This window comes from Streptococcus sp. 53 (assembly GCF_013276565.1).
GTDB lineage: Bacteria > Bacillota > Bacilli > Lactobacillales > Streptococcaceae > Streptococcus.
In genome coordinates this window covers 1-14,387 of the sequence record NZ_VMLG01000007.1, presented here as the reverse complement: position 1 = coordinate 14,387, position 14,387 = coordinate 1, and the positions used below count along the sequence as shown (strand labels likewise).

The window sequence follows — 14,387 nt, the reverse complement described above, 5'->3', positions numbered from 1 at the left end:
TTTAGCAAGCTATCTTCTTGGATTGGCTTCCTAGTGTGGTAGATTGGGGATAATATCCAAATTTCATACAGCAGTTATATTGTTATGTACATAGAGATTAGTTTTGTACTAGTCTCTTTTTCTTTATTTTACCGAATTTCACGAAGACTATTGGTTGGATAATCCTCTCAAATATGGTATACTCATTACTGTAAAAGGAGATGGATGCCTAGATGCTGAAAACACAAGAAATTGCCGATAAATATGGTATAACAAGACAGACATTGAATAATTGGATGCAAAAAGGAATAATTTCCCAACCTCGAAAAAATAATCGTTCTGCTTATGAATGGGAAGAAGAAAATGAACAAGAGATTATGAGAGTAATTTCGGAAGAAACTCCTGTAAAATATCATGTTTCAAATAGAGAGTTATTAAAAATTGGAAATCGACGTTATCTTGGAAGTAAACAAAGGATGCTTGATTTCATATTAAAGACAGTGTCAGAAAATATTGGAAGTATCGATAGTGTAGCGGATATATTTGGTGGAACGGGTGTTGTTGCAGACTTATTTAGAAAACAGAATAAAAAAGTTATAGTGAATGATATACTCTATAGCAACTTTGTTTCTTTTCAAACTTGGTTTTCGAATGAGAATGTAGACATTCATAAAGTTTCTCATATAATTGATGAATTAAATAATTTATCCCCTAAAAAAGGCTATGTTTCTAAGAATTTTGGTGGTGCTTACTTTTCTGAAGAAAATGCTGGAAAGATTGACTCAATTCGTGAAGAAATTGAAAAATATAAATCTGGTAACCAGAGAGAATATTTCATGTTACTAACCAGTCTATTGTATGCTATGGATAAAGTGGCTAATACTGTAGGTCATTATGACGCTTATAGGAAAAAAAATGATTCTTGCAAGGAAATATATTTAAGAGTCCCTGAGTATAATGAAAACAAACAGAATGAAATTTATAATAAAGATGCCAATAAATTAGTTAAAGAAATTTATGCAGACCTTGTTTATATTGATACTCCATATAATTCCCGTGGCTATGAAAATGCCTACCATGTTTTAGAAAATATTGCTGAATGGAAAAAACCAGACGTAGAAGGTGTAGCAAAAAAAGCAGTCAATCGTTCAGAAAAAGGGTCGGATTATACAAAAAGTAAGGCTCCTCAAGCTTTTGAAGATTTAATTCTAAACATTAATGCTAAGTATATATTGGTTAGCTATAACAATATGAATAAAAAAGGGAATTCCCGTTCAAATGCCAAAATTTCAAACGAAGAAATAATTGAGATTTTATCAAAACGAGGTAAGGTTCAAGTATTTGAAACTGATTTTTCACCTTTCACAACTGGTAAATCTAAAATTGAAAATCACAAGGAATTGCTATATTTATGCATAATTTCTCCAGAGAAAAAAGAAAAAAAGTTAATCAAGAGCGCTCTTAACTATACTGGAGGAAAGTATAAATTACTCCCTCAGTTATTACCTCTTTTTCCTGAAAGCTACAATAATTTTATTGATTTATTCTCTGGTGGAGCAACGGTGGCAGTTAATCTTGCTAATATTAATAAATTAAAAATGAAAAAGTATATCATCAATGATATAAGTGAGGAAGTAATTGATTTTTATAAATATTTGGGAAGTCAAAAAGATGTAACGGTATTTTTGGATAAAGTAGAGAAAGCTATAGAAGTTTATAAACTTTCGAACACACAGAAATATAGCTATGCTCACTACGGTGTAAACAGCTCTACAGGACTGGGGGCGTATAATAAAGAAGCTTTTCTAAAACTTCGTCAAGACTACAATAAGAAAAATTATAATAAATTTGATAAGGAAGTGTTATTTTATCTATTAATTGTATTTGGTTTTAACAATCAAATAAGATTTAATAATAAAGGAGAGTACAATCTTCCTGTAGGTAAGCGTGATTTTAACGCTAATATGAAATCTAAACTAATTACGTTCATTCAAGGTTTACAAAATTACAATTTTGTTATCCAATCTTGTGATTTTCGTAAAACTATGAATCAAGTAAATAAAGGAGATTTTGTATATGCAGATCCTCCTTATCGCATTACTACTGCCGCTTACAATGAAAATGGTGCGTGGACATTAAAGGATGATTTGGATTTGTTTAAGTATTTAGATAGCATAAACGATAAGGGAGCTTATTTTGCTCTTTCTAATGTTGTCATTCATAACAATAAAGAAAATAAAGAATTGATGAAATGGGCTTCAAAGTATAATTTACATGTATTAGATTACCATTACAATAATAGTAATTATCAGTCTAAGGCGAAAATGAGTAATACTGTTGAAGTCTTGATTACAAACTATAATTCGAAAGGTGATATATGAGGCTAAAAGAGTCAACAAGCATTTTTAATATGGGTGATACGAGTATTCGTGTTAAAGAAGTTGTCCCTATCTACAAACAGATTTTAAAAACTCTTCAAAAGCATAATCAGTCAAATCAGAAATGGAACAATGAAAGTCAAGCAAGTTTTTATTCATCAGTTTTAAGTGATTTTGAAAAAGTTGAAACAGAGGATGGAATTAACCTTTTTGGGAATTTGAATAGAAATGAAATAACTGGTTTAGACAAAAGAGGGAGAACTCTAACAAATGCTCTTGTGAAAATTGGTTTTATTAACTATGACAGAAAATTATCTCAAGTTGGGTTGAATTATATTTTTGAAACAGAGCAAGCTTTTGATAAATTAGAAGAACTTTTTGGTTTAACAATTGATAATCTTGTTTATTTTAGGCAATTATTGAAGCTTCGTATATATGATAGCAACTCTGATAAATACTTCTATAATTTCCGTTTTGCTCTTGCTTTTTTGAATAGATATAGTAAAGTTCCTGTTAAAGATTTTCTATGGATAGTAGAAAGCATTAAGCCAAACTTTTCAGAAGAAAAAATCAAAGTGATTATCGACAATTACCAATCTGTTTATGATAACAATAAAACTTTTGAACAGTATAGAGATGAAGAGTTCGCTAACCATATATTGATTCCTGAAAGAGTTGATGAAGCTCGCAAAATGTTTAGTACTAAAGATTTTGCGGATGAAAACTTCAAAAAACTTTTTCCAAATCGAAAGAATAGTAATAAAAGTTTAGAATATAAAAATTTTGTTCTTTCAATTATAAAATTTATAGAAGAAAAGACAGAGCGGTCATTTGAAGAAATGATGAGTCTTTCTAAACAAGATGCTATTAAGAAAGCTTTTGGAGATGGTAAGGCTGTTTTCAAGTATAAAAATAAAGATTCTATTCAAGATTTTATAACCAAAAACAGTGATAATTCATTGTTATCAGGTCAATATTTGGATATATATTATTCATTTGTATGGTCTAAGCATAATGATTTGATTAAAGAATACAGTGATATGTGTAAAAGAATATTTTCTTTATCTGGAGTAATCAGTTTTAATCAAGGAGTTGTATCGCTTGGTCAGCCTTGGATTTTTCCTAAACTTTTTTCTCTACTAAATGAAAATTTTAATATATCAGGAGAAGAAAGTTATGAAGAATACGAAAATAATATAAAGAGTCCTTTCTATCAAGATACTTGTATATCGGATATTTTAGACTTATCTCATAGTCAAGTTTCAGAAATACAAAATCAGATTGCAGAAGAATTCGGCGTTCCTGATATTTCAAATATCAAACAATTTGTAGAAGATACGCAGGAAATAGAATTTAGGAAATTTGTTGAACAAGAATTTGATATCACTAAAGTATCTGAAATTTTGAGTTTCATTTCTCAAAGAAATGATAAGAAAGTTCAAGAGCTTGTTACGGATAATGCTTTAGTTCCTACTATTTTCGAATATATATTGGCTATTGCATGGTACTATATATCAGATAAGAAGTTTCAACTTAGAAAGTCCATGCAGTTGACATTTTCCGCTGATAACCTACCGCTATCACATGCTGGAGGTAATAAAGGAGATATCGAGATTGAATATATCGATAAAATGCTTTTACTTGAAGCAACATTAATGGATAAATCGACTCAAAAGCGTGGTGAGTTAGAGCCAGTTATACGTCATTCTGTAAATTTAGCACTATCTACCAATAAACCACTACAAACAATATTTGTAGCCAATGAAGTGGACGATAATGTAGTTAATATTTTTAGAGCTACATCATTTATTCAGTTGAATGGCACATTAACGAAAGGTAGCGTAAAAGGGCTAAATATTTTTGCTTTGACAATTCCAGAAATTATAAATATTTTGGATAGAAAGATTAACGAGCAGAGAATTTTCGAAAAATTAGATGATTTTTCTACTATCGAACCTTATAGGATAGAAAATGGATGGCGTGAAGAGATAGTATCTGAAATTTTAGCATAGCCTGTAGGAAATGCGAGTAATTATAGAGGTTTGTATAAGACAATTGATGTAGAAAGGTTTGTATTCAATGATTCAAAGAGGCTCAGAGTTTAGAAAATGGGATTTACATATTCATTAATCAAGAATGAAGGTGAGATTTTAGCTAAAATTGAGACATTTGAGAAACAAAGGGACAACTTCAATAAGTTAAAAGAAGAAATTATTTCGAAATATAAGGAATACTCTAATATTAGAACTGAATCGTTGAATAATTTCAAAATTGAAGATGATAGTGGAGATAATTTAAAGATTTTAGTCAATTTCTCTTTAATTGATTTAGATACTGAATTTGATTATGTGAGTGCTCGAGGTCGTTCGAAGCAAGACTTTATAGAAAAAAATGATAGATTATTTTGATGAAGTTGTCGATTCAGTATTTTATGAGGATAGTCTTGTATTTAATGGAAACAGGGACAAATTCAGTCATATTGAACATTTCTTCACTACTAATTTTTACGAATATAGTTTTGAGATTGAATATCAAGGTGATAAATTTGAACAAATGTCACCTGGTAAAAAAGCGTTTATTGTATTAAAATTAATATTAGAGTTTTCAGATAGTAAAATCCCCGTATTAATTGACCAGCCTGAAGATAGTTTGGATAACAGGGCGATATATAGTGAATTGACAAAATACATCAAAAAAACTAAAAAGAATCGACAAATAGTCATAGTTACTCACAATCCTAATATAGTTGTATCTGGTGATGCGGAAAATATTATTGTGGCTAATCAGCAATCTGATAATTCTCCGAATTAAAATGGTAAGAAGTTTGATTATGTAAATGGTGCTTTAGAGAACCGTAATAATGATTCTACATCTGAATTCATACTTCAAAAATACAACATCAGGGAACATGTATGTGATATTTTGGAAGGTGGAGAAGACGCCTTTATTAAGAGGGAAAATAAATACAGTATTAATGGCTGATAATAATTGTATTAATTAAAATGGAGAGCATTAATTTATAAAAGACACATGTTTATTTCTAGCAAACAGACTTTTTAAGGAGTTAGGATTGGTCATTGGACTGCCGGGTAATGTGTGGTATAATAAAAGTTATGGAAATTGAAAAAACCAATCGTATGAATGCGCTCTTTGAATTTTATGCGGCGCTTTTGACAGATAAGCAAATGAATTATATCGAGCTCTACTACGCTGATGATTACAGCCTTGCTGAGATTGCCGAGGAGTTTGGTGTCAGTCGTCAGGCTGTCTATGATAATATCAAGCGGACAGAAAAGATTCTGGAAGATTATGAGATGAAATTGCACATGTACTCGGACTACATTGTCCGCAGTCAAATTTTTGATCAGATTTTGGAGCGCTATCCCAAGGATGACTTTCTGCAGGAGCAGATAGAAATTTTAACAAGCATTGATAATAGAGAATAAGAGGAAGAAACATGGCATTTGAAAGTTTAACAGAACGTTTGCAGAACGTCTTTAAAAATTTACGTAAAAAAGGAAAAATCTCTGAATCTGATGTCCAAGAGGCAACCAAAGAAATTCGCTTGGCCTTGCTTGAGGCCGACGTTGCCTTGCCTGTTGTAAAGGACTTTATCAAGAAAGTTCGTGAGCGTGCAGTCGGGCATGAGGTCATTGATACCCTTAATCCTGCGCAACAGATTATTAAAATCGTTGATGAGGAACTGACAACCGTTTTAGGTTCTGATACGGCAGAAATTATCAACTCACCTAAGATTCCAACCATCATCATGATGGTCGGTTTGCAGGGGGCTGGAAAAACAACCTTTGCCGGTAAATTGGCCAACAAACTCAAGAAGGAAGAAAATGCCCGTCCTTTGATGATTGCGGCGGATATTTATCGCCCTGCTGCTATTGATCAGCTTAAGACCTTGGGACAACAGATTGATGTGCCTGTCTTCGCTCTTGGAACAGAGGTTCCAGCTGTGGAGATTGTTCGTCAAGGTTTGGAACAAGCCCAAGCCAATCATAACGACTATGTTTTGATTGATACGGCAGGTCGTTTGCAGATTGATGAGCTTTTGATGAATGAACTTCGTGACGTAAAAGCATTGGCTCAACCAAACGAAATTCTGCTCGTCGTTGATGCCATGATTGGTCAAGAAGCGGCCAATGTTGCGCGTGAGTTTAATGCTCAGTTGGAAGTTACTGGGGTCATCCTTACCAAGATTGATGGCGATACTCGTGGTGGTGCGGCTCTATCTGTTCGTCACATTACTGGAAAACCAATTAAGTTCACTGGTACAGGTGAAAAGATTACGGACATTGAGACCTTCCACCCAGACCGTATGTCTAGCCGTATCCTTGGCATGGGGGATATGCTCACTTTGATTGAGAAAGCTTCTCAGGAATACGATGAGCAAAAAGCCCTTGAAATGGCTGAGAAGATGCGTGAAAACACTTTTGATTTCAATGATTTCATCGATCAGTTGGATCAGGTGCAAAACATGGGGCCGATGGAAGACTTGCTCAAGATGATTCCAGGTATGGCCAACAACCCAGCCCTTCAAAACATGAAGGTAGATGAACGCCAGATTGCTCGTAAACGTGCTATTGTGTCTTCCATGACACCTGAAGAACGTGAAAATCCAGATTTGTTAAATCCAAGCCGTCGTCGTCGTATTGCCGCAGGTTCTGGAAATACTTTTGTAGAAGTCAATAAATTTATCAAAGACTTTAACCAAGCTAAACAACTCATGCAGGGTGTTATGTCTGGGGATATGAACAAAATGATGAAGCAAATGGGAATCAATCCAAACAACCTTCCTAAAAATATGCCAAATATGGGAGGAATGGATATGTCTGCCCTTGAAGGAATGATGGGACAAGGCGGTATGCCTGACCTGTCAGCTCTCGGAGGAGCAGGAATGCCAGATATGAGCCAGATGTTTGGTGGCGGACTAAAAGGTAAAATCGGTGAATTTGCCATGAAACAGTCTATGAAACGCATGGCGAATAAAATGAAGAAAGCTAAGAAGAAACGCAAGTAAGACAAGAGATTGAGCCAAATAAAGCAAATATTATAACAAAATGCATAGTATCAAGGTTTATGTGAATACCTGATATTATGCGTTTTTTGATTTTAATAATTTTGTTAAGACACTTTTATTATGATATACGAAAAAGAGTCTGGGACAAAAGTCTAACCTTAAATATAAAAAGCGAACAAAACAAGTTATCTGACACTCAGAATTCTGTCTTGTTCGCTTTTTTGTCTAACCTATCGATTTTAAAAATTTATAATAAAGAATTCCTAAAATCAAAATCTTTTTGTCCCAGACTCTTAGGTGTATTTAGATTCTTAATCTTTATTTTCGTATGGCAAGATCAAGTTCAAGATGATCCCTGTCTTGGCTGATAGGGCAGTACCTGAAAGGGTAACTGGATCGAGTTTAAGGATAGCACCTCCAAGTCCAAGAACCAACATAGCACTTGCGATGATTAGGTTACGCATTTGAGCGAAATCAACACGTTCTTTGATCAAGACTTTCAAACCGTTGCTGGCTATAACTCCATAGAGTAGGATTGACATCCCACCAAGTACAGTTGACAAAGAGCCTAAAAAAGGAACCATAACGGTTCCTAATATTATTAATTACTTGCTCCAGATGTAGCGTCTGCGCCACCACCGTGACCTCCAGCATCACCTGCATCAGAAGCTCCAGATGTCGCATCTGCTCCGCCATGACCTCCAGCAGGAGCTGCAGCATTTCCACCAACTAAACGTTGACCAGTTGTATTGAGGTACCAGTCAAGCCATGGTTGGAAATTAAAGATAATCTCATTAATTCCAGCATATGAACCATCTGGATAGTACATTGCTTGGTAATTATGGGTATTAATAACACCTTCAGGTGTTCCCGGAACAATTGTACGGACATATTCTTGATCCCCGTTACGCAATACGCCGACAACCCATTCAACGTTTTTCATTCTAGAATCTGGCAATGTACCATGTACTGTTGCTAATCGGTTTCCTGATTGAGCACGTACACGTTTACCAAACATTGTATCTGGATCTTGGTGGGCGTTATTAAAGTATAAGAATTGATTGTTATCATCTGCAAATGTCAATTCAAATGGCATTGCCTTCAAGAACATGTCAATTTGGTTAACCGTTAAGATACCGTGGTCTAATTTAACGTAAGTATCTCCAGAAACAGCTCCTACAAGCTCAGCAGCTTTTTCTACCCATTCAGGATCATCTGGATCAACACCTTGAATTGTAGTTGCGATTGGATTTGTACAATATAAATCTTCTGGTGCAATTGGTTTTGGTTTTTTCAATTTTGAAACGACTCCCACATATTTTACAAAGTTGTCTAAACATGTTTCAAGGAAATTAACAGTTCCTTCATTTGTGATATTTCCATTAACATCAAATGCTTCTTTAGCTTTACCAAGAAGGAATTCATTTCCTGGAAGAGTGTAGGCATTGACACCTGGAGCGTCAAGAATCTTACGAAGGTGAACTTGAGCACGAGAAGTACCTTGGTCGTAGTAAGAAGCTCCCACAATCATGACTGGTTTGTTTTCAAATGGATGAACTTCGTATGATAGCCATTCAAGAACAGATTTTAGGGAAGCTGAGATTGTATGGTTGTGTTCAGGAGTAGCTATAATAACACCATCAGCACGAGTAATTTTGTTATATAAATAACGTAATTGGAAACTTTCGTCCCATTTTTCGTCTTGGTTAAACATTGGAACTTCGTCAATTTCGAGGACTTCTAATTCAAATTTGAGTTTGAAGTGACGACGGATGAATTCTAAGAGTTTACGGTTATATGATTGATCGTAGTTTGATCCTACAAGTCCAACAAATTTCATTCTTTTTGGTCTCCTATCTTACAAATTTTCCCAGTCAAAGTCTTCAGCATCTTTGCGAAGTAGGGCTTGTGCGTTGCGCAATTTTTCTGTAATTTTTACAAAGATACGGAAGTCGTCAAAAGTGGCATCCAGTTTTTTAATAACATCAAGATCTACTAGATCTCCACTTGGATTAAAGGCTTGAAGAGAATGTGAAAGCAAGAATTCATCTGGAAGGACACTTGCTTTAATTTCTGGTGCGTTTAAGATTTGGCGAAGTTGTAATTGGGCGCGTGATGAACCAAGTGTACCGTAAGAAGCACCTGTAATCATAATTGGTTTGTTCAAGAGTGGGTAAATACCATAAGACAACCAAGCAAGAGCGCTCATCAAAATAGCTGGGATAGAGTGGTCGTACTCAGGAGTACCGATAATAACACCATCTGCCTCTTCGATTTTAGCAGCAATTTCCAGAATTTCAGCAGGTACTTGCTTGTCAGCTGGTTTATTGAAGACAGGAATGTCTTTGATTTCAACAAGTTCAATTTCAGCTTTTTCAGCAAAGTGTTTTTGCATGTATTGAAGCAATTGACGGTTTGTAGAACGTTTTGAATTTGTTCCAACAATAGCAATAAGTTTTAACATGAGATTTCCTTTCTCTTTTTACATAATACAATTTTAAAACTCCATTGAAACAGTTGTCTCTATAGAGTAGGAATTCCTGAAGAACAGCTTAGGTGGCCTTCTTTATCGATTAGAATCGCTTCGATTCCCTCCAAACTTTCTACTTGCCAAAGGATAGAAGCAGGTCTTTCTCCAAAGAGTCGAGTTGTCCAGATTTCACCATCAACTGACTTATCAGAGATGATTGTGAGACTAGCGAGTTCTGTTTCAACAGGATATCCTGTCTGACTGTCAAAAATGTGATGGTAATCTTTTCCATCGACTGTCAGGTGACGTTCATAAATGCCTGAAGTCACGACAGATTGATTGACAACGGGGATGGTCATTAAGTGATTTCCCCGAGGATTGGCTGGGTCTTGAATCCCGATTTGCCAAGGCTGATTTCCTCTTGCCTGATTTTTTCCAATAGTCAGGATATTCCCTCCCAGATTAATCAGGGCAGAAGTCACTCCCTCTGCTCTCAGAAATTGGGCAACCTTATCTGCACTATATCCTTTGGCTAGACAACCTAGATCAATCTTCATTCCTTTCTGCTTCAAGAATACAGTAGAAGTAGAAGAATCTAACTCGATATAATGAGGATTGATTAGAGGGAGCACCGATTCAATTTCTTGAGGCTGAGCGACCTTGGCATCTGAAAAACCGATGCGCCAGGTTTGAATTAAGGGACCAATGCTGATGTTGAGATGACTAGAGGGAGCTAGGCTATGCTCTAATCCAAGTGAAATCAGTTCAAACAAATCAGGATGAACTTTGACTGGAGCTATTCCAGCTTGATGATTGATTTCCATCAACTCCGATTCTTGGCTATTGGCATTGAAACGGTATTCAAGCTCTTTAAGCAAATCAAAGGATTTTTGGAGCAAGATATCAGCTTGCTCATCTACTAATGAAATAGTGATAGTAGTCCCCATTAGCCGTTCGGAATGTGAACTAAGAGGCAAGCTACCAACTCCTTTCTCTTATAGAAAATAAGTTGTAATATCAAGCAATCATCTAAATTGAAGCCCTTACATTTTATTTTCATGTTATTAGAATACCATAAAGTTAGACTTTTCACAAATAAAATTTGGAAAAAGTCAAGAAATATGCTCATAAAATTCATGAGGTTTGAAAACAGGATAAATGGGGAATTATTTTTGATAAAAAATGCTGAAATAATAGTAAACCACTTGTAAACGCTAACAGTAAATGGTATACTAGAAGAGTAAATTTAAAATTGAAGGCAGGAAATTTTTTATGAGTAAAATCGTTGTAGTCGGTGCGAACCACGCTGGTACAGCATGTATCAATACCATGTTGGATAATTTTGGAAATGAGAACGAAATCGTTGTGTTCGACCAAAACTCTAACATCTCTTTCCTAGGATGTGGAATGGCTCTTTGGATTGGTGAACAAATTGACGGTGCTGAAGGCTTGTTCTATTCTGATAAAGAAAAATTGGAAGCTAAAGGTGCTAAGGTTTACATGAATTCACCAGTTCTTTCAATCGACTATGATAATAAAGTAGTTACAGCAGAAGTTGAAGGAAAAGAACACAAAGAATCATACGAAAAATTGATTTTCGCTACAGGTTCTACACCAATCTTGCCACCAATCGAAGGTGTTGAAATTGTTAAAGGAAACCGCGAATTTAAAGCAACTCTTGAAAATGTACAATTCGTGAAATTGTACCAAAACGCAGAAGAAGTCATCAATAAACTTGCTGACAAGAGTAAACACCTTGACCGTATCGCTGTTGTTGGTGGTGGTTACATCGGTGTTGAACTTGCTGAAGCTTTTGAGCGTCTTGGAAAAGAAGTTGTCCTTGTTGACATCGTAGACACTGTTTTGAACGGTTACTATGATAAAGACTTCACACAAATGATGGCGAAGAACTTGGAAGACCACAATATCCGCTTGGCACTTGGTCAAACTGTTAAAGCAATCGAAGGTGACGGTAAAGTTGAACGCTTGATTACTGACAAAGAAAGCTTTGACGTGGATATGGTTGTTCTTGCAGTTGGTTTCCGTCCAAACACAGCCCTTGCTGACGGTAAGATTGAACTCTTCCGCAACGGTGCCTTCCTTGTAGATAAGAAACAAGAAACTTCACTTCCTGGTGTATTTGCCGTTGGTGACTGTGCGACTGTTTATGACAACGCTCGTAAAGACACAAGCTACATCGCCCTTGCTTCAAATGCAGTTCGTACTGGTATTGTTGGTGCTTACAACGCTTGTGGACATGAATTGGAAGGAATCGGTGTTCAAGGTTCAAACGGTATCTCAATCTACGGTCTTCACATGGTTTCAACTGGTTTGACTCTTGAAAAAGCGAAAGCTGCTGGTTACAATGCAACTGAAACAGGCTTTAACGATCTTCAAAAACCAGAATTCATGAGACATGATAACCATGAAGTAGCAATCAAGATTGTCTTTGATAAAGATAGTCGTGAAATTCTTGGCGCTCAAATGGTTTCACGCGATTCTGCAATCAGCATGGGAATCCACATGTTCTCTCTTGCGATTCAAGAGCATGTAACAATTGATAAATTGGCATTGACAGACCTCTTCTTCTTGCCACACTTCAACAAACCATACAACTATATCACAATGGCTGCACTTACAGCTGAAAAATAAAATTTGATGAACTATCTGGCCTTAAGTTAAGGTCAGATAGTTTTTTAGCCAAATCTGTACCCATACAATTATGTTTTTTTTATCTTGTGATTCATTCTGTTCTGACTTAAAATGAAATGGTAGCTACCAATACAAATGATGAGGAAAAAGAAATGACTGAAAATCGTTATGAACTAAATAAAAACTTGGCACAGATGCTCAAAGGTGGGGTTATCATGGACGTTCAGAACCCTGAACAGGCCCGTATTGCAGAGGCCGCTGGTGCGGCTGCTGTTATGGCCTTGGAGCGGATTCCAGCAGATATTCGTGCAGCTGGAGGTGTTTCTCGCATGAGTGATCCAAAGATGATTAAGGAAATCCAAGAAGCAGTTAGCATTCCAGTAATGGCCAAGGTCAGAATCGGGCACTTTGTTGAAGCTCAGATTTTAGAGGCCATTGAGATTGACTATATCGATGAGAGTGAAGTTTTATCTCCAGCAGACGACCGTTTCCATGTGGACAAAAAAGAATTCCAAGTTCCTTTTGTCTGTGGTGCTAAGGATTTGGGTGAAGCCTTGCGTCGTATCGCTGAAGGTGCTTCTATGATTCGTACAAAAGGAGAACCAGGGACAGGAGATATCGTCCAAGCTGTTCGTCATATGCGTATGATGAATCAGGAAATTCGCCGTATTCAAAACTTACGTGAGGACGAGCTTTATGTTGCTGCCAAGGACTTGCAAGTCCCTGTAGAATTGGTCCAATATGTTCATGAATATGGAAAATTGCCAGTTGTAAATTTCGCTGCTGGAGGCGTTGCAACGCCAGCAGATGCTGCACTGATGATGCAATTAGGGGCAGAAGGTGTCTTTGTAGGTTCAGGTATTTTCAAGTCAGGAGATCCTGTTAAACGAGCGAGTGCTATTGTTAAGGCTGTGACTAACTTCCGAAATCCTCAAATACTAGCCCAAATCTCTGAAGATTTAGGAGAAGCCATGGTGGGTATTAATGAAAATGAAATCCAAATTCTCATGGCAGAGCGAGGAAAATAGATGAAAATCGGAATATTGGCCTTGCAAGGGGCCTTTGCAGAACATGCAAAAGTGCTAGATCAATTAGGTGTTGAGAGTGTTGAAATCAGAAATCTAGATGATTTTCAGAAACATCAGAGTGACTTGTCAGGTTTGATTTTGCCTGGTGGGGAATCTACAACCATGGGCAAGCTCTTACGAGACCAGGATATGCTGATTCCTATCCGAGAAGCAATTCTATCTGGTTTACCAGCCTTTGGAACCTGTGCAGGCTTAATTTTGCTGGCTAAGGAAATTACTTCTCAGGAAGAAAGCCATCTAGGAACTATGGATATGGTGGTCGAGCGCAATGCCTATGGGCGCCAATTAGGAAGTTTTTACACGGAAGCAGAATGTAAGGGAGTCGGTCAGATTCCAATGACCTTTATCCGTGGTCCAATTATCAGCAGTGTTGGACAGGGTGTAGAAATTTTAGCAAGAGTTGACGATCAAATTGTTGCAGCCCAAGAAAAAAATATGTTGGTAACTTCTTTTCATCCAGAATTGACTGATGATGTGCGCTTACACCAGTACTTTATAAATATGTGTGACAAAAAGATAGTGGAATAAAAAGTGATAAATCAAGTTTTGATTCGCTTTTTCCAAAGAATCATTGTTTAAGTCATCTGACAGTATTCTGTGATTTTAGATTTATTTACGATAAATTAGAAAAGAATGATTGTTTTGACTTAGGGCATAAAGATTATATGCTGAATATGTGTTCAAGTATCTTTTATTGAAAGTATTTTAGAGGATGAAGTTAAAATACTATTCTATACTCCTTAATACTCTTCGACAATCTCTTCAAACCACGTCAGCTTCACCTTGCCGTA

General features: G+C 36.0%; 13 protein-coding genes and 1 pseudogene. 9 read left to right on the top strand and 5 right to left on the bottom strand.

Translation table 11 applies throughout. From position 1 onward, the window contains the following. The first annotated feature begins 212 nt into the window (after nucleotides 1-212). From HT722_RS02400 to ffh, 6 genes are all read left to right on the top strand, one after another. Nucleotides 213-2,360 carry a Dam family site-specific DNA-(adenine-N6)-methyltransferase gene (locus HT722_RS02400; RefSeq protein WP_173277352.1) on the top strand — a complete coding sequence of 716 codons (2,148 nt, stop codon included), beginning with the start codon at nucleotides 213-215 and terminating at the stop codon, nucleotides 2,358-2,360. After that, nucleotides 2,357-4,369: an AlwI family type II restriction endonuclease gene (locus HT722_RS02395; protein WP_173277350.1), complete on the top strand. Its 2,013-nt coding sequence runs from the start codon at nucleotides 2,357-2,359 to the stop codon at nucleotides 4,367-4,369. The genes HT722_RS02400 and HT722_RS02395 overlap by 4 nt, the downstream gene beginning before the upstream one ends. Before the next feature lie 96 nt (nucleotides 4,370-4,465). Further along, complete coding sequence (locus HT722_RS10440; protein WP_240146916.1) at nucleotides 4,466-4,765, top strand: hypothetical protein; 300 nt, start codon at nucleotides 4,466-4,468, stop codon at nucleotides 4,763-4,765. Further along, nucleotides 4,749-5,168, top strand: coding sequence for an AAA family ATPase (locus HT722_RS10435; protein WP_240146915.1), 420 nt, complete (start codon nucleotides 4,749-4,751; stop codon nucleotides 5,166-5,168). Before HT722_RS10440 ends, HT722_RS10435 begins: the two co-directional genes overlap by 17 nt. Before the next feature lie 302 nt (nucleotides 5,169-5,470). Continuing rightward, on the top strand, nucleotides 5,471-5,803 hold the full coding sequence (locus HT722_RS02385; protein WP_000402066.1) for a putative DNA-binding protein: 333 nt from the start codon (nucleotides 5,471-5,473) through the stop codon (nucleotides 5,801-5,803). Between the two features lie 11 nt (nucleotides 5,804-5,814). Then, nucleotides 5,815-7,386, top strand: a complete 1,572-nt coding sequence (ffh, locus tag HT722_RS02380) for a signal recognition particle protein (RefSeq protein ID WP_173277348.1) — start codon at nucleotides 5,815-5,817, stop codon at nucleotides 7,384-7,386. A gap of 311 nt (nucleotides 7,387-7,697) precedes the next feature. Here the strand turns inward: ffh and HT722_RS02375 are convergent. The 5 genes and pseudogenes from HT722_RS02375 to HT722_RS02355 form a co-directional block, all read right to left on the bottom strand. Beyond that, nucleotides 7,698-7,946, bottom strand: a pseudogene (locus tag HT722_RS02375) (solute carrier family 23 protein); the annotation flags it as partial. A 41-nt stretch (nucleotides 7,947-7,987) separates the two neighbouring features. Further along, on the bottom strand, nucleotides 7,988-9,226 hold the full coding sequence (locus HT722_RS02370) for an NAD(P)H-dependent oxidoreductase (protein ID WP_173227001.1): 1,239 nt from the start codon (nucleotides 9,224-9,226) through the stop codon (nucleotides 7,988-7,990). An 18-nt stretch (nucleotides 9,227-9,244) separates the two neighbouring features. Continuing rightward, nucleotides 9,245-9,850: an NADPH-dependent FMN reductase gene (locus tag HT722_RS02365; RefSeq protein ID WP_173227002.1), complete on the bottom strand. Its 606-nt coding sequence runs from the start codon at nucleotides 9,848-9,850 to the stop codon at nucleotides 9,245-9,247. Nucleotides 9,851-9,909: 59 nt separating this feature from the next. Continuing rightward, nucleotides 9,910-10,833: an FAD:protein FMN transferase gene (locus HT722_RS02360; protein ID WP_173227003.1), complete on the bottom strand. Its 924-nt coding sequence runs from the start codon at nucleotides 10,831-10,833 to the stop codon at nucleotides 9,910-9,912. Continuing rightward, nucleotides 10,803-10,985, bottom strand: coding sequence for a hypothetical protein (locus tag HT722_RS02355; RefSeq protein ID WP_173277346.1), 183 nt, complete (start codon nucleotides 10,983-10,985; stop codon nucleotides 10,803-10,805). The genes HT722_RS02360 and HT722_RS02355 overlap by 31 nt, the downstream gene beginning before the upstream one ends. Before the next feature lie 143 nt (nucleotides 10,986-11,128). On the opposite strand from HT722_RS02355, the gene HT722_RS02350 reads away from it, so the two are divergent. The 3 genes from HT722_RS02350 to pdxT all read left to right on the top strand — a co-directional run bounded on the left by HT722_RS02350 (nucleotide 11,129) and on the right by pdxT (nucleotide 14,124). Then, nucleotides 11,129-12,508, top strand: coding sequence for an FAD-dependent oxidoreductase (locus HT722_RS02350; RefSeq protein ID WP_173277344.1), 1,380 nt, complete (start codon nucleotides 11,129-11,131; stop codon nucleotides 12,506-12,508). Nucleotides 12,509-12,660: 152 nt separating this feature from the next. Continuing rightward, nucleotides 12,661-13,536, top strand: coding sequence for a pyridoxal 5'-phosphate synthase lyase subunit PdxS (pdxS, locus tag HT722_RS02345; RefSeq protein WP_084886814.1), 876 nt, complete (start codon nucleotides 12,661-12,663; stop codon nucleotides 13,534-13,536). Beyond that, nucleotides 13,537-14,124, top strand: a complete 588-nt coding sequence (pdxT, locus tag HT722_RS02340) for a pyridoxal 5'-phosphate synthase glutaminase subunit PdxT (protein WP_173277342.1) — start codon at nucleotides 13,537-13,539, stop codon at nucleotides 14,122-14,124. Nucleotides 14,125-14,387: the final 263 nt, after the last annotated feature.